The organism is Rhizobium ruizarguesonis (assembly GCF_017357285.1).
Classification (GTDB): Bacteria; Pseudomonadota; Alphaproteobacteria; order Rhizobiales; family Rhizobiaceae; genus Rhizobium; species Rhizobium ruizarguesonis.
Map to the genome: position 1 here is coordinate 1,941,684 of NZ_CP071678.1, position 18,474 is coordinate 1,960,157.

Below are 18,474 nucleotides of genomic sequence, written 5' to 3' on the forward strand. Positions count from 1 at the left end.
CGAAATGGCAGAGGCAGCAGTGGACCGGAGTTCAAAATCCGGCTTGGGTCCGGCTGGCAAGCCATTTTCCACCTTCGAACGCCTCGTGGCGTGGCGTTATCTGCGCGCCCGCCGCAAGGAGGCCTTCATCTCGGTGATCGCCGGCTTCTCCTTTGTCGGCATCATGCTCGGCGTTGCGACACTGATCATCGTCATGGCCGTGATGAACGGCTTTCGCACAGAGCTCGTCTCGCGCATTCTCGGCATCAACGGCCACATGATCGTCCAGCCGTCCGATGGCCCTTTCACCGATTATGCCGACCTCGCCAGCAGGCTTGCCGCCGTGCCTGGCGTCAAGATGGCGCTGCCGTTGGTGGAGGGCCAGGTACTTGCCTCCGCCCAGGCGGGCGGCAGCACGGGCGCGCTGGTGCGCGGCGTCCGCGCGGAGGACCTGACCAAGCTCAAAGCGGTTTCTGAGAATATCAAACCGGGAGACATGGTAGGCTTTGCCTCCGGCCAGGGCGTGCTGATCGGCACGCGCATGGCCGACCAGTTGGGTCTTAGCGTCGGCGACCTTATTACGCTGACGTCGCCAGATGGTGACATTACGCCAATGGGCGTCAGCCCGCGCGTCAAGTCCTACAAGATTTCCGGCCTCTTCGAGATCGGCATGTCGGAATACGACTCCTCGATCATCTTCATGCCGCTGGAGGAGGCGCAGCTCTATTTCAACGCCGAGGGACTGGTGCAGTCGATCGAACTCTTCGTCGACCACCCCGACGATATAGACAATCTGAAGCCTAAGGTAGTGGAGGCGGCCGGCCGCCAGATCAACCTCACCGACTGGCGCCAGCGCAACCAGACCTTTTTCTCGGCGCTACAGGTCGAGCGTAACGTCATGTTCATGATCCTGACGCTGATCGTGCTTGTCGCGGCGCTGAACATCATCTCCGGCCTCATCATGTTGGTGAAGGACAAGGGCAGCGATATCGCCATCCTGCGTACCATGGGTGCCAGCGCCGGTGCGATCATGCGCATCTTCTTCATGACCGGAGCGGCGATCGGGATCGTCGGCACAATTGGCGGTGTGTTGCTCGGCGTTCTTGTCTGCGTCAACATCGAATCCGTCCGCCAATTCTTCTCCTGGGTATCAGGCACCGTTCTCTTCAATCCGCAGGTCTATTTCCTCAGCCAGCTGCCGGCCGAAATGGATTTCAGCGAAACGATGTCGATCGTCGTCATGGCGCTGACGCTCTCCTTCATCGCGACCATTTTCCCGGCCTGGCGTGCCTCCAGGCTCGATCCGGTGCAGGCCCTGCGCTACGAATAAGGAATGCCGCATCTATGAAACGCAACGTCGTTCTCAAGCTTACCGGCGTCGAACGCCATTACGGGCAGGGCGATACGCTGCTCTCGATCCTGAAGGGCGCGGATTTTTCGATGTCGAAGGGCGAGATCGTCGCTCTCGTCGCTCCATCCGGCACCGGCAAATCGACGCTGCTGCATATCGCCGGCCTGCTGGAGCATCCGGACGGTGGTGAAGTCAACATCAACGGTCATGCCTGTGACGGCCTTAGCGACGAGAAGCGCACCGCGATCCGCCGGAGCGAAATCGGCTTCGTTTACCAGTTCCACCACCTCTTGCCGGAGTTCTCGGCACTCGAGAACATCATGATGCCGCAGCTGATCGCCGGGCTTTCCTGGAAGGAAGCCGGAGAGCGGGCCGGCCAGCTTCTCGATTATATGCGCATCGGCCATCGTGGCTCGCATCGCCCGGGCGAGCTTTCCGGTGGCGAGCAGCAGCGCGTCGCGATTGCCCGCGCCGTCGCCAATGCGCCGACCCTGCTTTTTGCCGACGAGCCGACAGGCAATCTCGACCCGGAAACGGCAAGCTATGTCTTCGACGCGCTGGAGGCGCTCGTGCGCCAGTCCGGCCTTGCTGCCCTCATCGCCACCCATAATCACGAGCTCGCCCGCCGCATGGATCGGCGCGTGACGATCTCCGACGGCAAGATCGTCGATTTCTGAGACTGCGGTCCACGGTGTCCGGTTTGCGCCGATGGCTGCCCCTCACCGTAACCTACCGGGGGTCGAGCCACTCGTCTCGACCCGTCCTGCGGACCCTCGTAAAAAACGGGGCGAGGGGACGTGCCAAACGCAGCGTCGAGGGTAGGGAAAGCGGGTGCGGTATGTCCCTTCGCCCCGCGAGCCGGGGTCCGAAGGACGGGTCGACACGTGTGGCTCGACCCCGGTCGGTGGCGGCAGCCGGATGGGGGCTGATCTCGCCAACCCCTGGCGGGACATTATGCACTTTTGACAGAACAGCAGTGGGCAGCGATCAGGGGATGATCAGCCCGCCGCGGTAGTCGAGCACATAGGCCTTCTGGCCATCGACCATGATGCATTCGTGGCCGCTGAACCGCTCGCAGTGGCCTTCGCTGCGGTCGATATAGCGGCCGAACGGATGGTCGAATTCCATTCCGCCAAGAAACCGGCCCTCTCGATACATCGCCGAAAGTGCTGTCTTGATCACCGTCCCGGCTGCTGCGCCGTCGATGAGATCAGGCGCAATGACGCAGCCAAAATAATTCATCGCCCAGACGGGCTCGTCGGCAAGCCACACCACTTCCTGTCCGGCAAAATCGGTGCCGCCGAAATAGCTGTCGAGATAGCGCCAGTCGCCGCGTTCGTAACCGATATCGTGGGAACCCGGCCGGCAGGGCGCGCGCGCCACGCCGCCGCCGACATAGGTCGCAGCCTTCGCCTCCACGACGAATTCGTTCAGCATCGCAATATTCAACATCTCATTCTCCTCTCAGCCCGATGCTGGCAAATATGCCGCGATGTGTAAAGAACAAAAAGAGAACATTGGCTCGAAATAAACGGGTCGCCTCGAGGGGGGTAGCCGTCTAGGCGCCATGACCGATCTGTGGCAGCCCAGAAGGCAAAGCTGTTGCCCATCTCATCGGGTGCTGGCTCCCAGCGATTCGCAGGTGCGCATCCCGGCATTTTTCAAACACAAGAAAGGAGGAAAAGATTCCTGTTGACAACAGAACATACATGGAACAAATTGAAAACATAACGAGTAAAGGAGAGCCCGATGACTGACATGATCCGTGATATCGCAGCATTCACCTCCATCGCAATGTTCGTTGCCAGCTTCTCGCTTATCGTCATGGCGTTCTAAAGTTTTCAGGGGATCGCATGGCAGTCATGCGGTCCGGACGCGGGACTTCTTCTGGACATCATCGCCCTCTATGCCGACAATGCGTCCGATTCATTCGGGTGATTGGGAAGGCATGTCATGGCGGATACGGCAAAGGGTTCAACGGGTGAGGCGACCGGCACGCCGGGTTTCATCCACCTGAGGGTCCATTCCGCCTATTCGCTTCTCGAGGGCGCGCTGCCGCTGAAGAAGATCCTCTACAAGGCGACCGGCGACAGCCAGCCGGCGATTGCGATTACCGACACCAACAATCTGTTCGTCGCCCTCGAATTCTCCCAGAAGGCGATGGAGGAAGGCCTGCAGCCGATCATCGGCTGCCAGGTCTCGATCGACATGGAAGACGGGCTGGAAACCGAAAAGCGCGGCGGTCAGCAGGCCCTGGTCAAGCTGCCGGCGATCGTTCTTCTCGCTGCGACGGATGCCGGTTACGAACGGCTGGTCGATCTCGTCAGCCGGGCCTATCTCGGCGGCGAGAGCAACCAGGCCGTTCATATCAGCGCCTCCTGGCTGGAGGAGGCGGGCACGGAAGGGCTGATCGCATTGAGCGGCGCCTTGACCGGGCCGGTCGACGTGGCGATCAAGGAAGGCCATCCCGCTCAGGCGGAAGCCCGGCTGCTCACGCTGAAACGTCTCTTCGGCGACAGGCTCTATGTCGAACTGCAGCGGCACGGCACCTACGACAAGCGGCACGAGCAGAAGATCATCGGGCTCGCCTGTGCCCACGAGCTGCCGCTGGTTGCGACCAACGAGGCTTTCTTTCCGACACGCGACGATTACGACGCTCATGATGCGTTGATGGCGGTCGCGCACAACGCCATCGTCTCCGACGACAGCCGCTTTCGCCTGACGCCGGATCACTATCTGAAGAGCCGGGCCGAGATGGTCAAGCTCTTCGCCGACCTGCCGGAAGCGCTGGAAAATACGATCGAGATCGCCACGCGCTGCTCCTTCGTGCTGAAGACGCGAAAGCCGATCCTGCCACGCTTCACCGGTGCGACCGACGATGCCGAGGAGGCCGAACGCGCCGAGGCGAGCGAGCTGCGCCGCCAGGCGGTCGAAGGGCTGGACATGCGGCTTTCGACGCTCGGCATGTCGCCGGGTTACGAGGAAGAGGATTATCGCGAACGGCTGGATTTCGAGCTCAGCGTCATCGAGCGCATGCGTTTCCCCGGCTACTTCCTGATCGTTGCCGACTTCATCAAATGGGCCAAGCAGCACGACATTCCGGTCGGTCCCGGCCGCGGTTCGGGCGCTGGTTCGCTGGTCGCCTATGCATTGACGATCACCGACGTCGATCCCTTACGTTTTTCGCTGCTCTTCGAGCGCTTCCTCAATCCGGAACGCGTCTCGATGCCCGACTTCGACATCGACTTCTGTCAGGACCGCCGCGAAGAGGTGATCCGCTATGTCCAGGCCAAGTATGGCCGCGAGCAGGTGGCGCAGATCATCACCTTCGGTTCGCTGCAGGCGCGTGCCGCCCTTCGCGACGTCGGCCGTGTGCTGGAAATGCCCTACGGCCAGGTCGACAAGATCTGCAAACTCGTGCCGAACAACCCCGCCAATCCGACGCCGCTGTCCAAGGCGATCGAGGAGGAGCCGAAGCTGCAGGAGGAGGCGGCGAAAGAACCTGTTGTCGCGCGCCTGCTCGACATCGCCCAGAAGATCGAGGGGCTCTACCGCCATGCCTCGACCCATGCCGCCGGCATCGTCATCGGCGACCGGCCGCTTTCCAAGCTGGTGCCGATGTATCGCGATCCGCGCTCGGACATGCCGGTCACCCAGTTCAACATGAAATGGGTGGAGCAGGCGGGCCTCGTCAAGTTCGACTTCCTCGGCCTGAAGACGCTGACCGTGTTGAAGGTCGCGGTCGATTTTGTCGCCAAGCTTGGTATCAAGGTCGATCTCGCGGCCATTCCACTCGACGACAAGAAGACCTACGAGATGCTGTCGCGCGGCGAGACGGTCGGCGTGTTCCAGGTGGAAAGTGCCGGCATGCGCAAGGCGCTGATCGGCATGAAGCCGGACTGCATCGAGGACATCATCGCGCTGGTGGCGCTCTATCGTCCCGGCCCGATGGAGAACATCCCGACCTACAACGCTCGCAAGCACGGCGACGAAGAGCTGGAATCGATCCATCCGATGATCGACCACCTGCTCAAGGAAACCCAGGGTGTCATCGTCTATCAGGAACAGGTGATGCAGATCGCCCAGGTGCTGTCCGGCTACTCGCTGGGCGAAGCCGACCTTCTGCGTCGCGCCATGGGCAAGAAGATCAAGGCCGAGATGGACCAGCAGCGCGAACGCTTCGTCGTAGGCGCCGTCAAGAATGGTGTATCGAAGCCGCAGGCCGACAATATCTTCGAGCTGCTGGCGAAGTTCGCCAATTACGGCTTCAACAAGTCGCATGCCGCCGCCTATGCCATCGTCTCCTACCAGACCGCCTACATGAAGGCGCATTACCCGGTCGAATTCCTCGCCGCCTCGATGACGCTCGACATGTCCAACACGGAAAAGGTCAATGATTTCCGTCAGGATGCCAAGCGCCTCGGCATTGAGGTGATCGCACCCTCGGTGCAGACCTCCTTCTGCCATTTCGAGACCGGCGACAACCGCATCTATTACGCGCTCGCCGCTCTCAAGGGCGTCGGCGAATCCGCCGTCGACCATATTGTTGGGGTGCGTGGCGACAAGCCCTTTGCCAGCATCGAGGATTTCTGCCTGCGTATCGATCCGCGTCAGGTCAATCGTCGCGTGCTCGAAAGCCTGATCTATGCCGGCGCCTTCGATTGTTTCGACATGGACCGCGCCCAGCTAGCAGCCGGCCTCGACCGCATTCTCGGTTATGCCCAGCGCGCCCAGGAGAACAAACTGAGCGGCCAGTCGGACATTTTCGGCAGTACGTTGACGTCGGGGCCTGAGAAAATCTCCCTGCCGCCGTTCTCGCCCTGGCTCCCCTCCGAGCGGCTGCTCAAGGAGTTCCAGGTGCTGGGCTTTTATCTCACAGCCCACCCGCTCGATTCCTACAACAATATCCTGCAGAAGATGCGGGTGCAGACCTTTGCCGAGTTTTCCGCCGCCATCAAGCAGGGCGCGGCCAATGCGCGCCTTGCCGGTACCGTCATCTCGAAGCAGGAGCGCAAGACTCGCACCGGCAACAAGATGGGCATCATCGTCTTCTCCGATTCTTCGGGCCAGTTCGAAGCGGTGCTCTTTTCGGAGATGCTCAACCAGTATCGCGACGTGTTGGAGTCAGGCAAATCCTTCGTGCTGACCGCGACGGGCGAGGAGCGGCCGGAGGGCATCGGCCTGCGCATCCAGACGATCCAGTCGCTGGAGGAAAAGTCGCTGCAGATGCAGAAGGCGCTGCGCGTCTATGTTCGCGATTCCGGACCGCTGAGAATGGTTGCCGGCCATTTGAACGCCAAGGGCGATGGCCTCGTTTCCTTCATCGTCATCAAGGAGGAGGGCAAACGCGAGGTGGAAGTAGCACTGCCGGAGAAATACCGCATCACACCGGAGATCGCCGCCGCCCTTCGCGCCGCCCCCGGCGTCATCGACGTCGAGCTTGTCTGATCAGCCTAAAGCGCGTCGCGTCAATCAGGATTCATGCGCCGCGCTTTAAGTCTTTGTTTTATGCATTTCGTTATCCCAAAACCGCTGCGCACTTTTGGGCGACACGCATTAGCGTGATGGCCATCACCCGCGGGTGATCGTGATGAAATCCGTGCCTTCGCCGGTCTCCCGGCCGAGGCCGGTATCGGAGATCGTCAGCGTCGAGCCGGGCGCGATGAGGGCGTCAATCTTGTGGCGGGTCTCGTCGGGGATGGCAATCCTGTTGAGCGAACGGGCGATCGGCTTGCCTGTAATGATCGAGCTTTCCTGATTGGTGATGCCAAGCCGCTTCATCGTCTCGCGGGAGAGATTGTTCTCAAGCGTGATGCCGAGCCAGTCGGCGGTGCCGGCCTTTTCATCGACCGCATGCAGCGTGAAGAAATGTGTGCCGAGCGCCAGTCCCGGATCGGCGATCGTCACCGGCGCTTCGAAGATCGGTTTGAAGGCCTGCCGCACCATGATGACGCCGTTCGGCGGCTCGCCCTTGCCAGCCGCGGCATAGACTTCTCTGAGGAGCGTGTCGGAGACCAGGCTCCTGTCGCCGGCAAATTCCGCCGGCCGTAGCGTCTTGAAAGCCTTTATCGCCTGTACGGTCGACGAACCGAGCAAGCCGTCCGGATTGCCGGCGGGAAAACCGAGCTGGTTGAGCAGGGTCTGGATGTCGATCACCGTCTCGCGCAGCGTCCGGCGCGTAATCAGCATGCTGATCGGCTCGGACGGCGGCTCGGGTTCGGGCGCTGCAATCGGCTGCGCTACCGGCATCGGCATGGCAGCGGTATCGTTCATCGCCACCTGCACCGGCTTTTCGGGGCTGTCGGGCATAGAGGGCCGCAGTTCGACATCCGAAAGCAGCGGCATCGCCGCCGGTGCATCCGGATGGAAAAGGGTCGGATGATCGATCGGCTGCGGCACCAGTTCACCGTCGCTGATAATGACGGGGACACCGGGATCGGTCATCCCATAAAGCATTTTTGCGAAAGCGCCCGGCATGCGCACGCAGCCATGTGAGGCCGGATAACGCGGGACCGAATTGGATTCGTGCAGCGCGATGCCGGACCAGGTCAGCCTTTGCATGAACGGCATCGGCGCCGCCGAATAGAGGTTGGATTCGTGGTATTTCTGCTTTTCCAGCACCGAGAAGATGCCGCTCGGCGTCGTGTGGCCGTCCTTGCCGGTCGAGACCTTCGAGGTCGCGACGACCTCGGTGCCGTCATAGACCACAAGCGACTGCTTGTCCTTGGAGACGATGATCTGCAGCGTGCGCGCATCCGCGGCAAGAGCGGGGTGCACGAGTGCGGTGGCCGACAGCAAGCCGAGGCCGAAGACGAGACGCGAGAACATGAGACCCAACCATACGCAATACTTGCCCGGCACATTATGAGACGAAGTTTAAGGAAGATTTTATAGGCTGGATCGCCGGCTGCCCTCACGCGTTAGTGATCGCGCTTGCCGCTGCCGAAGGTGTAGCCGGTCTCGACCGTTTTCTTGCCGAACTTGTCACGCAGCTTGTCCATCGCCGCTTCGGCTGCCGCCCGCCGGCCCGATTGCCGGTCGATCAGATCGGGCGGATCGGCGCGGGCGGCATCGCCGAGATCGGTGACGCCGATGCCGATCAGGCGGAACTTCGTACCGTCTGTCTCTTTTTCGAGAAGCTCGAGCCCGGTGCGGAAGATCTTGTCGGCAAGCTGGGTCGGGTCTTCGAGCTTGCGGTTGCGGGTGCGCGATTTGAAATCGGCGGTCTTCATCTTCAGGACGACGGTATGGCCGGCAATGCCGTTTTTCTTTAGCCGCCAGGACACCTTTTCGGAAAGGTTGCGCAGGATCGGCACCAGATCGTCGTAGCGCGATATGTCTTCGAAGAAGGTCGTCTCGGCCGATACGCTCTTGGCCGCATCGTTGAGATGCACCTCGCGGTCGTCGACGCCGCGCGACAGCCGGGCGAGCCGCTGCCCGATACTGCCGTAGCGGCGCATCAGATCGTTTTCCTCCATCTGCTGCAGCTGGCCGATGGTGCGGATGCCGTCCGCGTCCAGCGTCGCCGCAAAGGCCTTGCCGACGCCCCAGATCGTGGTGACGGGACGCGGCGCCAGGAACTCGACCGCTTCCTCGCGGCCGATGACCGAAAAGCCGCGCGGCTTCTGCAGATCGGAGGCGACCTTGGCGAGAAATTTGCAATAGGAAAGCCCGACCGAAACGGTGATGCCGATCTCCCTTTCGATGCGACGGGCGAATTTGGCGAGCGTGCGCGCCGGCGGATCGTGATGCAGCCTCTCGGTGCCGCCGAGCTCCAGGAAGGCCTCGTCGATCGATAGCGGCTGCACCAGCGGCGTCAGATCCTGCATCATTGCGCGCACCTGCCGCCCGACCCGGACATATTTCTCCATGTCGGGGCGGATGACGATCGCTTGAGGGCATGCCTCCAGCGCCTTGAACATCGGCATGGCCGAACGCACGCCGTGGATACGGGCGATATAGCAGGCAGTGGAAACCACACCGCGTTTGCCGCCGCCGATGATGACAGGCTTGTCGGCAAGATCAGGATTGTCGCGTTTCTCCACCGCTGCGTAGAAGGCGTCGCAATCGATATGCGCCAGCGTCAATGCATAGAGTTCGCGATGGCGCACGAGGCGGGGACTGCCGCAGGAAACGCACCGGCGCGCCTCGCCCTTCTGCTCGGCAAGGCAGTCGCGACAGAAGCCGGGTGTCTTGTCAGGCGCGGGCGTCATGATGAGAACAAAGATTGAACGATCGGACATTACGCCTTAAGCTTCCGAGTCTCAAGAGAGGCCGGGAGCTTTGCCTTTGGATAACGATCTTCGTTTCGAGCCGGTAACGCCAGAACGCTGGGACGACTTCGAAATCGTGTTCGGGCCGCAGGGTGCCTTCTATAACTGCTGGTGCGTCGCATTGCGCCTGCCGCATGCGATACGGACGAAGATGGCGGCCGACGAACGCAAGGCGCATATGCGGGAGCGGATCGAGGCGGGTCCGCCGCCTGGCATCCTCTGTTATGCCGACGGCGTGCCGGTCGCCTGGGTGCAGGTCGGGCCGCGCCACGACGTGCCGCAGTTCAATTCGCCGCGCACCGTCTCGCGGCCGCTGGATGAGGGCGATGCGCATGATCCATCCATCTGGGCCGTCAGTTGCTTCTTCCTGCTGCCCAAACTGCGTGGCAAGGGAATGGCCCACCGTCTGCTCGCCGGCGCGATCGACTACGCGCGGCGCCAGGGAGCGCGGCTGCTCGAAGCCTGTCCGATCGATCATGTGAAGCAGTCGAAATCCGTGACGCTCTGCATCGGCTCGACGGCAGTCTTCGATGCCGCCGGTTTCGAGACTGTAGCACGGCGTAAGGATGGCCGTCCGCTCATGCGGCTGGAGCTGCGCGCGTGACAGTGCCGGAAACAAAATGCGCCTCGATGAGGGCGGCCGCATGCGTCCAGTCGGTGGCGCGCGTGATGTCGTCAGCGGCCGCCGGTGCGAAACGATGGACGGGCGAGTTCGGCATCAGGTGAATCAGCAGGCAATCGGTGACGTGATCCCTAACGGAATGCAGATTGCGCGCCATATCATCGATGAAGACGACGGGAAGGGAGCGGCTGGCATGCAATGCGTGAACGATCGGCCCCTTGGGTTGCTCGGTGGCAAGCAGCGGAAAAAGCAGGCCCATCCTGTCGAGAAGGCGACGGCGCTGGTCCTGGAACCGTGGCTGCATGGCCGTCAGGAAAAGGATATCGGCCTCTTCCGAAAGCCGGTCGAGCGTTTCGACGACGCGGTCGAGCGGCGTCTGCCACAGCTCTTGGGCCTCGAAGAATTCCTCGATCAGCCGGCTGACCTCTTGATCCTCGATCTCCACGCCGTCCGCTTGCGAGACGATGTTGCCGTGAAGCCGGAACGATCGCGGCAGAAACGCGTGGCCCTGGCTCTGAAGGAAAAGCTGGAAGGGACCGATGAACTGCAGCACGACGTCGTCGACGTCACAGACGATCAACGGCCGTTCGCCGAGGCGGATATGCGAGATGTCGAGTTCTGGAGCGGAGGCCACGGTCAGTATTCTCCGGAATCGAGGCCCGGCGACGAGAAATGTTGCCAGGCCGCCGTCACCGTCTCTGGGCTGATCCCGCTCGCCGCGCAGAAGGCCATCGCCGTCGGTTCATGGTTCATCAGGAAATCCATCAGGCCGGCGAGGAATCCCGGATCGTTGACGGCGTTGCGCACCTGGCCAGGCGCTACACCCGTCAGGGCAAGAAAGCGGCCGAACATTTCGGGATCACCGGCAAGCCAGCCGAGCACGGCGATCGCCGTCTCGTGCGGGTCGGCAGCCTGTTGTTTCGAAGTCTTGAAGTTGCTTTGCATTTCGCTGGGTAAGTTACCTTTTCTTCAACCAAATACCGGTAGCGTGCACTATCGGTTTCACGCAGCTTTTGTCCGCATGTGCCTTTGTCATGGGACGAACCGCTGCGCGAACGGACGTAGGGACAGCTTGTCATGCCCAAACAGGTGATGATTGTAGAAGATAACGAGCTCAACATGAAGCTCTTTCGCGACCTCATCGAGGCGTCCGGCTATACGACGATCCAGACCAGAAACGGCATGGAGGCGCTCGATCTGGCGCGCAAGCATCGCCCCGACCTCATCCTGATGGATATTCAGCTTCCCGAGGTCTCCGGCCTCGAAGTTACGAAATGGCTGAAGGAGGACGACGAGCTGCACGTGATTCCCGTCATCGCCGTGACGGCTTTCGCGATGAAGGGGGACGAGGAGCGGATCCGCCAAGGCGGCTGCGAGGCCTATGTTTCAAAGCCGATCTCGGTTCCGAAATTCATCGAGACGATCAAGACCTATCTGGGCGATGCCTGACGCATCGGAAAGACGCTTATGACTGCGCGAATACTGGTGGTTGACGATATTCCGGCCAACGTGAAGCTGCTCGAAGCGCGGCTGCTTGCGGAGTATTTCGACGTGATGACCGCAGCAGACGGCTACACGGCACTGGCGATCTGCGAGCGCAACCAGGTCGATCTCATTCTGCTCGACATCATGATGCCTGGCATAGACGGTTTCGAGGTCTGCGAGCGGCTGAAGGCCAGCCAGAAGACCGCCCATATTCCAGTCGTCATGGTCACCGCGCTCGACCAGCCGACCGATCGCGTACGCGGCCTGAAGGCTGGCGCTGACGATTTTCTCACCAAGCCGGTCAACGATCTGCAGCTGATTTCCCGGGTGAAGAGCCTGCTACGGCTGAAGACGTTGAGCGATGAGCTGCGCATCCGCGCCGACACCGCCCATACGATGGGCATCGACGACCTCACGCGGGCAGGGGAGGGTCGCGCCGACGAGACCGCTCAGGTCCTGCTCGTCGACGGCCGCGCCAATTCGCAGGAGCGCATCATCAAGGCGCTGAAGCCCGTCGCCGACGTCCTTGCCCTCTCCGATCCGCAGGCCGCCCTGTTCGAGGCGGCCGAAAGCGCGTTTGATCTCGTCATCGTCAACGCCAACTTCGACGATTACGATCCGCTTCGCCTCTGTTCGCAGCTGCGCTCGCTGGAGCGCACCCGTTTCCTGCCGATTCTGATCATCACAGAGCAGGGCGCTGACGAGATGGTCGTGCGCGCGCTCGATCTCGGCGTCAACGACTACATCATCCGCCCGGTCGATCCCAACGAACTGGTTGCCCGCAGCCTGACGCAGATCCGCCGCAAGCGCTACAACGACCGCCTGCGCGCCAGCGTCAAGCAGACGATCGAGCTTGCCGTGACCGATCCGCTGACCGGCCTTTATAACCGGCGCTATCTCGACAATCACCTGAACGTGCTCTTCAACCGTTCGATGGCGCGGGGCAGGCCGCTTTCGGTGCTGATCACCGATATCGACCGCTTCAAGCAAGTGAACGACACCTACGGCCATGACGGCGGCGACGAGGTGCTGCGGGAATTCGCAAATCGCGTCCGTTCGACCATCCGCGGTGCCGATCTTGCCTGCCGCTATGGTGGGGAGGAATTCGTCGTCGTGATGCCCGACACCTCGCCGGAAATTGCCGCTACTGTCGCCGAGCGCCTGCGCGCGGCGATCGAAAGCGCTCCCTTTATGCTGAAACACTCCGGTGAAGCGCTAAATGTCACTGCTTCCTTCGGCATCGCCTCGCGTATTGCATCGGTGCTGACCCCGGACCAGCTGATGAAGCAGGCGGATCTGGCTCTTTACGAGGCCAAGAATACCGGCCGCAACCGTGTGGTCGCCGCGGCGGCGTGACGAATCACTTGCGGCCATACGCGCCATTTGCGGGTTTTCCACTGCGGTAAGCGAATTGTTACCGATTTTTAATCTTCGCCTGTGCAACGCGGGGCAAAAAATTTGGAATTCAATAGCCCAAAAATGGACTCGCCGCGTTGCTGCGGATGTGTTGGCGCTAGATAGTCTTGAGAGCGTCAGGCCGTAGCTCAAAATGAAACGAAGACTATAAAAAATGCCTGCCGCCAACCGGGTCAAATAGATTGCGGCGACGTCACCTCACGTAAGGGGAGGGCAGGCGTAAGTTGTTAAGTTATATTGTCGAATTTCTTCGAGGGGTGAAGCGCTACGCTTCAAGCTCAAGCAGAGCCGATCAATCTTTGTATGTCCCAAATCTGGACTTTTAACCATAGAATCAAGATAAGAAAATTCATCATTAAGAATTTGTTGATTTTCTTTCATTTTTGCGCAAATTATCGGCTCATAAGAGAAGCGCTCCCGTTGAGGAGTTGTCGATACCCCATGATGCTCAGGTCCGCCGCATCTCCTGGGTCGTGGGGTCGGTCGGCTAGTAGGCAAGTTATAGCGGTTCCTCGTGCCGTTTTGCATGCTGGCCGACCCCCTTTCAAGAAAACGCCGCCACTTCCCGAAGATGGAAGGGCGGCGTTTTGTCTGTTTGCGCTATCATTTTTCAAAGACCACAAACCGGCAATGAAAAACGCGCACCGAAGGCGCGCGCTTTTGTGAAATCCGTCAGGCCAAGTGATTACTTGATCTTGGTTTCCTTGAACTCGACATGCTTCTTTGCAACCGGGTCGTACTTCGTCTTCGTCATCTTGTCCGTCATCGTACGGCTGTTCTTCGTGGTGACGTAGAAGAAACCGGTGTCGGCTGTCGACAGCAGCTTGATCTTGATTGTTGTAGCCTTGGCCATGGTCGTCCTGCCTTTAAGAAAATGAAAGCCGTGGAAGCCGGATGGGCTCCACGGCAAATCCTGGCGCGAAACTACGAATCCCGCCCGAAAAGTCAAGCCCGTTTTCGAATGAACATCAGTCTGATGCCGGAAAGTAGGGCGTAAAGACCGAAGAAAGCGGCAATCGCCCAGGCAAAACCGTTATTTCCAGCGACATCGATCGCCGCGCCGATCGCCTGCGGCCCGGCCACCGTTCCCATCGCATAACAGAAAACGAAGGCAGCATTGGCCGCTGCAAGATCGGAGCCCGTCAGCCGCGAGCCGAGATGGCTGAGGCCGACCGTATAGAGACCTGAGACGCAGCCGCCCCAGAAAAGCAGGAGCCCGGCCATTAGCAGCCAGTTGTTGAGCAACAGCGGTAACATCATCGAGCCGATGAAGCCCATCAGCGCCATGCCGGCCAGAAGCGGCCGCTTGTCGGCGATGCGGTCGGAAAGCAGGCCGAGCGGGATCTGAAAGATGACGTTGCCGACGCCCATCATGGTGAGCAGAAGTGCTGCCTGCGATTCGGTGAAATGGGCGCGCACGGCAAAGATCGGGAAAAGCGACAGCCCGCCCGCTTCGACCGCGCCGAAGATGAAGACCGCCGCCGTCGCCGTCGGCACCAGGAAAACGTAGCGCATGAAATGCAGCTCCGGTTTTTCCTCGAGCACCGGGCTCTCGTCGCGGGCGATGAAGATCGGGATGGCCGCAAGCAGGATGGCGGCGGCGCCGATCAGGAAGGGGAAGATGCCGTCGCTGCCGAGGACCGAAAAGAGCAGGGGTCCGGCCGCGAAGCCAAGGGAAAGCACCGTCGCATAGATGCCGAGCACGAAACCGCGCTTGGAAGGCGGCGAAGCCGCATTGATCCAGAATTCGGAGAGGATGAACAGCGTCGTCGTCGCGCCATGGAAGGCGAAACGCAGCGGGAACCACATCCAGAAATCCTGGGCGTAATAGAAACCGAGCGCGCTCAGCGCCGAAATCAGCACGGCCCAGAGCATTGTCGGCGCAACACCGTATTTATGGGCAAGCTTGGTGGTAACAGGTGCGGCCGCCATCGCCGCGACCCCGGCCATCGCCGTGTTGAGCCCGATCAGGGTGGAGGAGATGCCGCGTTTTTCGAGGATGATGCTGAGGAGGGGCAGACCGAGGCCAATTGCTATGCCAACGGCTGATATGGACGAGATGGCTGCCACCAGAGAAGGCCAATGGATTTCTTCGACATCGCCCGGTGTGCCGGTTCTCGGCTGAGACATTTATCCATCCTTAGAAAGCTAAGCGAGCGAAACGGCCGGTCACCTCACACAGAAAGACACAGGCGTGCCAAATCCAGGTGACGGGCAGCGTTTCGCAGTATTTCCGATGTGAGTGACCACCTACGGAATGTAAAGCCTGTTCAGACAAGAAAAGCTTACCATGTCAAGTCGTTGAGGATCGTCGGCTGCCGCGTTCGGGTGGGTGGTGGTCGGTGGAACGCTGGCACTACACGTTAAATATGTCTGGAAGGTGAAGGCGTTAATCCGGCCGGCTGGGGATGTCATAATCGTCCGGGCCATCGCTCTCTCCACCGAAGCCGTGCATGCGCAGCGCCCATTGCAGGCCGATGACTCCGCCCTTGATCGGCTGGATCGAGGCAAGCGCTGTGATGATGGTGATTGGCGCCCAGATGGCAAGATGGACCCAAACCGGCAGCACGAAGGTCATGTCGGTCAGCATATAGCCGCCGACCACGACGTGGCCGAGGACGAGGATGACGATATAGGGCGGCAGATCGTCCGCGCGTTGGTGATGCATCGCCTCGCCGCAGGCCGCGCAATGATCGACCGGCTTCAGGAAGGCGCGAAAGAGCTTACCGCTGCCGCAGGCCGGGCAGCGGTTCATCAGCCCGCGCATGATGGAGCGCCCAAGCGGACGCTCGACCTCGGGCGTATCCCCGTAGCGGGCAACCGGATCGGTCGGTGTGCTCATCGCATGTTCCTCTTCGGATCTAAAACATGTCGTTATCGCGAAACTGTGCAGCGGTTTCGCGGTAACGACATGCGTAAAAACAAGGACCTACAGCGCGGGGGGCCAATCTGAACGATTGCGACGCGCTTTAGTGCCGTCCGCGCGGCGGCCTCGTTCCGGGCTTCTTGCGAACCTGGCCCCTGTCGCGGCGGCCCGCCTTGTGGAAGGAGCGCACCGCCGCCGGCATCTCGCGGCCCTCGCTGATCATCTCGAAACGCAGCGCACCGGCAAGCGGGATCGCTTCGGCAAGTTTCACGGTGACGCTATCGCCCAGGCGATAACCGAGCCCTGTTCGTTCACCCGAGAGTGCCTGATGCGCCTCGTCATAGATGAAATAATCGCTGCCGAGCGTAGATATAGGGACGAAACCGTCGGCGCCATAGTCCGGCAGAGAGACAAAAAGTCCCGATTTCGTCACGCCCGAGACCCGCCCGGCAAATTCTTCGCCGACGCGGCCGCTGAGGTGATGGGCGATCAACCGGTCGACGGTCTCGCGCTCGGCTGCCATGGCCCGGCGCTCGAAGGTCGAGATTTCAGCGGCGATATCATCGAGCGCTGCCTCTTCGTCGGGCGTGATGCCGCCTTCGCCGAAGCCGAGCGAGCCGACGAGGGCGCGATGCACGATGAGATCGGCATAGCGGCGGATCGGCGAGGTGAAGTGGGCATATTTCATCAGGTTGAGGCCAAAATGGCCGATATTCTCGGGACCGTAGATCGCCTGGCTCTGCGAACGCAGCACCATCTCGCTCACCATGGTCTGATGCGGTGTGCCGTCCGCCTTCGCCAGAATGCCGTTGAAGTTGTTGGCGCGCATGTTGCCGCCCTTGGCAAGCGAGATGCCGAGCGTGGCCAGGAACTCGCGCAGGATTTCCTGCTTGGCAAGCGTCGGGCCGTCATGGATGCGGTAGATCAGCGGCTGACGTTTCTTTTCCAGCGTCTCGGCGGCGCAGACGTTTGCCTGGATCATCATCTCCTCGATCAGCTTATGCGCGTCGAGCCTTGGCGGCACGACGACCCGGTCGACCGTGCCGTTGGACTTCAGCAGGATCTTGCGCTCCGGCATGTCGAGTTCCAGCGGCTGGCGCCTGTCGCGTCCGCGCTTCATCACCTCATAGGCGTGCCAGAGCGGCTTCAGGATCGGCTCGAGCATCGGTCCGGTCTGATCGTCCGGTTTGCCGTCGATCGCCGCCTGCGCCTGCTGGTAGGACAGCTTGGCCGCGCTCTTCATCATGATGCGGTGGAAAATGTGGCCGATCTTGCGGCCTTCGCCAGAAAAGCTCATGCGCACGGCGAGCGCCGGGCGGTCGACGCCTTCCTTCAGCGAGCAGAGATCGTTGGAGATGCGCTCCGGCAGCATCGGCACGACGCGATCCGGGAAATAGACCGAGTTGCCGCGTTTCAGCGCTTCGCGGTCGAGTGGCGAATTCGGGCGGACATACCAGGAGACGTCGGCAATCGCGACGGTGACGACGACGCCGCCAGGATTGTCGGGCGAGGGGTCGAGCTCGGCATAAACCGCGTCGTCATGATCCTTGGCATCGGCCGGGTCGATGGTGATCAGCGGCACGTCGCGCCAATCCTCGCGATGCGACATGCTGGCCGGTTTTGCGGCTTCCGCCTCGGCGATGACAGCCGGCGGGAAGACATGCGGGATGCCGTGCGCATGGATCGCGATCATCGAGATCGCCTTTTCCGAACCGACGGAACCGACGACGGAAAGCACCTTGGCGCGCGGCAGACCGAAACGGCCGAGACGGGCGATTTCGACTTCGACTTCGACCAGGTCGCCATCCGTGGCGCCGCCGGTGAACTCGGGATCGATCACCATCTCCTCGCCGCGCCGTTCGATCGGCAGCAGCCGGCCGCCGCCGCCGGGTGCTGTGCGGAAGACGCCCATCGAGGCGCCGCGGCGCCTGTCGATCACCTTGATGATCCGCGCCGTATAGGCCGGCCCGCCGCGATCGACAGCCGGGAAGATCTTCGCCAGGATACGGTCGCCGAGGCCTGCGACCGGCGCCTTACCCTTGCCCTGCCGGCCTGCTGGAGATTGCTGGCGGATGGCGACGGCGGGTGCCACGCCCTGATCCTCCGGCCATTCCGCCGGCCGGCCGATCAGATCGCCATCCTTATCGCGCGTGGTGATATCGAGAACCGTGACGGGCGGCAGCGCACCGGGACGGATCAGCGACTTGCGGTTCTTCTGCAGCATGCCTTCCTGCTCGAGCTCCTGCAACATGTGCTTGAGCTCGACGCGGTTGTCGCCTTTCAGGCCGAAAGCCTTGGCGAGTTCACGCTTGGACGCTTTCTGTGGATGATCGGCGATGAAGCGCAAGATCACCTCGCGCGAAGGCAGCGCGCCGTGGACGATGTTCAGCGGCTCGACGGCGGGAGCATCCTTGCCGGCGCGGCCGATCTTGCCCGGGCGCTTGCCCGCAGGGTTCGTTCTCTCACGTGGTATTCTGCTCAC

At 61.3% G+C, this 18,474-nt stretch carries 15 protein-coding genes; 6 read left to right on the top strand and 9 right to left on the bottom strand.

Annotation, left to right across the window (positions count from 1 at the left end; all coding sequences use genetic code 11):
• The first annotated feature begins 4 nt into the window (after window positions 1–4).
• Window positions 5–1,309 (top strand): lipoprotein-releasing ABC transporter permease subunit, encoded by a 1,305-nt coding sequence (locus J3P73_RS09640; protein WP_018069479.1) that lies wholly within the window; start codon window positions 5–7, stop codon window positions 1,307–1,309.
• Between the two features lie 14 nt (window positions 1,310–1,323).
• Window positions 1,324–2,007, top strand: coding sequence for an ABC transporter ATP-binding protein (locus J3P73_RS09645; RefSeq protein WP_075224175.1), 684 nt, complete (start codon window positions 1,324–1,326; stop codon window positions 2,005–2,007).
• 310 nt (window positions 2,008–2,317) lie between these two features.
• Here J3P73_RS09645 and J3P73_RS09650 read toward each other — a convergent pair whose 3' ends face one another.
• The gene (locus J3P73_RS09650; RefSeq protein WP_130691022.1) at window positions 2,318–2,782 is read right to left on the bottom strand and encodes a DUF5680 domain-containing protein; all 465 of its coding nucleotides are present in this window, start codon (window positions 2,780–2,782) and stop codon (window positions 2,318–2,320) included.
• A gap of 501 nt (window positions 2,783–3,283) precedes the next feature.
• On the opposite strand from J3P73_RS09650, the gene dnaE reads away from it, so the two are divergent.
• Entirely contained in the window at window positions 3,284–6,778 is a 3,495-nt protein-coding gene (dnaE, locus tag J3P73_RS09655; RefSeq protein WP_130691020.1) for a DNA polymerase III subunit alpha, read from the top strand.
• 123 nt (window positions 6,779–6,901) lie between these two features.
• Here the strand turns inward: dnaE and J3P73_RS09660 are convergent, their stop codons facing one another.
• Entirely contained in the window at window positions 6,902–8,158 is a 1,257-nt protein-coding gene (locus J3P73_RS09660) for a L,D-transpeptidase family protein (RefSeq protein WP_018069483.1), read from the bottom strand.
• Window positions 8,159–8,250: 92 nt separating this feature from the next.
• Entirely contained in the window at window positions 8,251–9,543 is a 1,293-nt protein-coding gene (locus tag J3P73_RS09665) for a DNA polymerase IV (RefSeq protein ID WP_207580001.1), read from the bottom strand.
• 76 nt (window positions 9,544–9,619) lie between these two features.
• On the opposite strand from J3P73_RS09665, the gene J3P73_RS09670 reads away from it, so the two are divergent.
• The gene (locus tag J3P73_RS09670) at window positions 9,620–10,207 is read left to right on the top strand and encodes a GNAT family N-acetyltransferase (RefSeq protein WP_130655190.1); all 588 of its coding nucleotides are present in this window, start codon (window positions 9,620–9,622) and stop codon (window positions 10,205–10,207) included.
• Here J3P73_RS09670 and J3P73_RS09675 read toward each other — a convergent pair.
• Both J3P73_RS09675 and J3P73_RS09680 read right to left on the bottom strand, forming a co-directional pair.
• Window positions 10,182–10,859 (bottom strand): hypothetical protein, encoded by a 678-nt coding sequence (locus tag J3P73_RS09675; protein ID WP_018069486.1) that lies wholly within the window; start codon window positions 10,857–10,859, stop codon window positions 10,182–10,184. The two genes, J3P73_RS09670 and J3P73_RS09675, sit on opposite strands and share 26 nt — an antisense overlap.
• A gap of 2 nt (window positions 10,860–10,861) precedes the next feature.
• A complete protein-coding gene (locus J3P73_RS09680; protein WP_018494103.1) occupies window positions 10,862–11,170 on the bottom strand; it encodes a DUF3572 domain-containing protein in 309 nt (102 codons plus the stop codon).
• A gap of 132 nt (window positions 11,171–11,302) precedes the next feature.
• Between J3P73_RS09680 and J3P73_RS09685 the strand changes: the two genes are divergently transcribed.
• Window positions 11,303–11,674: a response regulator gene (locus J3P73_RS09685; protein ID WP_003547430.1), complete on the top strand. Its 372-nt coding sequence runs from the start codon at window positions 11,303–11,305 to the stop codon at window positions 11,672–11,674.
• Between the two features lie 18 nt (window positions 11,675–11,692).
• The gene (locus tag J3P73_RS09690; protein ID WP_018069488.1) at window positions 11,693–13,066 is read left to right on the top strand and encodes a PleD family two-component system response regulator; all 1,374 of its coding nucleotides are present in this window, start codon (window positions 11,693–11,695) and stop codon (window positions 13,064–13,066) included.
• Between the two features lie 745 nt (window positions 13,067–13,811).
• On the opposite strand, the gene rpmG is transcribed toward J3P73_RS09690, so the two are convergent.
• From rpmG to rnr, 4 genes are all read right to left on the bottom strand, one after another.
• The gene (gene rpmG, locus J3P73_RS09695) at window positions 13,812–13,979 is read right to left on the bottom strand and encodes a 50S ribosomal protein L33 (protein ID WP_003547442.1); all 168 of its coding nucleotides are present in this window, start codon (window positions 13,977–13,979) and stop codon (window positions 13,812–13,814) included.
• A gap of 92 nt (window positions 13,980–14,071) precedes the next feature.
• Complete coding sequence (locus tag J3P73_RS09700; protein WP_018069489.1) at window positions 14,072–15,256, bottom strand: MFS transporter; 1,185 nt, start codon at window positions 15,254–15,256, stop codon at window positions 14,072–14,074.
• Between the two features lie 259 nt (window positions 15,257–15,515).
• Entirely contained in the window at window positions 15,516–15,968 is a 453-nt protein-coding gene (locus tag J3P73_RS09705) for a DUF983 domain-containing protein (protein WP_024321100.1), read from the bottom strand.
• A 127-nt stretch (window positions 15,969–16,095) separates the two neighbouring features.
• Window positions 16,096–18,474: a ribonuclease R gene (rnr, locus tag J3P73_RS09710; RefSeq protein ID WP_207579903.1), complete on the bottom strand. Its 2,379-nt coding sequence runs from the start codon at window positions 18,472–18,474 to the stop codon at window positions 16,096–16,098.

Bases quoted from the DNA above. Each gene is read 5' to 3' on its own strand.
- J3P73_RS09640 (WP_018069479.1), top strand. From the start codon at position 5: ATGGCAGAGGCAGCAGTGGACCGGAGTTCAAAATCCGGCTTGGGTCCG.
- J3P73_RS09645 (WP_075224175.1), top strand. From the start codon at position 1,324: ATGAAACGCAACGTCGTTCTCAAGCTTACCGGCGTCGAACGCCATTAC.
- J3P73_RS09650 (WP_130691022.1), bottom strand. From the start codon at position 2,782: ATGTTGAATATTGCGATGCTGAACGAATTCGTCGTGGAGGCGAAGGCT.
- dnaE (WP_130691020.1), top strand. From the start codon at position 3,284: ATGGCGGATACGGCAAAGGGTTCAACGGGTGAGGCGACCGGCACGCCG.
- J3P73_RS09660 (WP_018069483.1), bottom strand. From the start codon at position 8,158: ATGTTCTCGCGTCTCGTCTTCGGCCTCGGCTTGCTGTCGGCCACCGCA.
- J3P73_RS09665 (WP_207580001.1), bottom strand. From the start codon at position 9,543: ATGACGCCCGCGCCTGACAAGACACCCGGCTTCTGTCGCGACTGCCTT.
- J3P73_RS09680 (WP_018494103.1), bottom strand. From the start codon at position 11,170: ATGCAAAGCAACTTCAAGACTTCGAAACAACAGGCTGCCGACCCGCAC.
- J3P73_RS09685 (WP_003547430.1), top strand. From the start codon at position 11,303: ATGCCCAAACAGGTGATGATTGTAGAAGATAACGAGCTCAACATGAAG.
- J3P73_RS09690 (WP_018069488.1), top strand. From the start codon at position 11,693: ATGACTGCGCGAATACTGGTGGTTGACGATATTCCGGCCAACGTGAAG.
- rpmG (WP_003547442.1), bottom strand. From the start codon at position 13,979: ATGGCCAAGGCTACAACAATCAAGATCAAGCTGCTGTCGACAGCCGAC.
- J3P73_RS09700 (WP_018069489.1), bottom strand. From the start codon at position 15,256: ATGTCTCAGCCGAGAACCGGCACACCGGGCGATGTCGAAGAAATCCAT.
- J3P73_RS09705 (WP_024321100.1), bottom strand. From the start codon at position 15,968: ATGAGCACACCGACCGATCCGGTTGCCCGCTACGGGGATACGCCCGAG.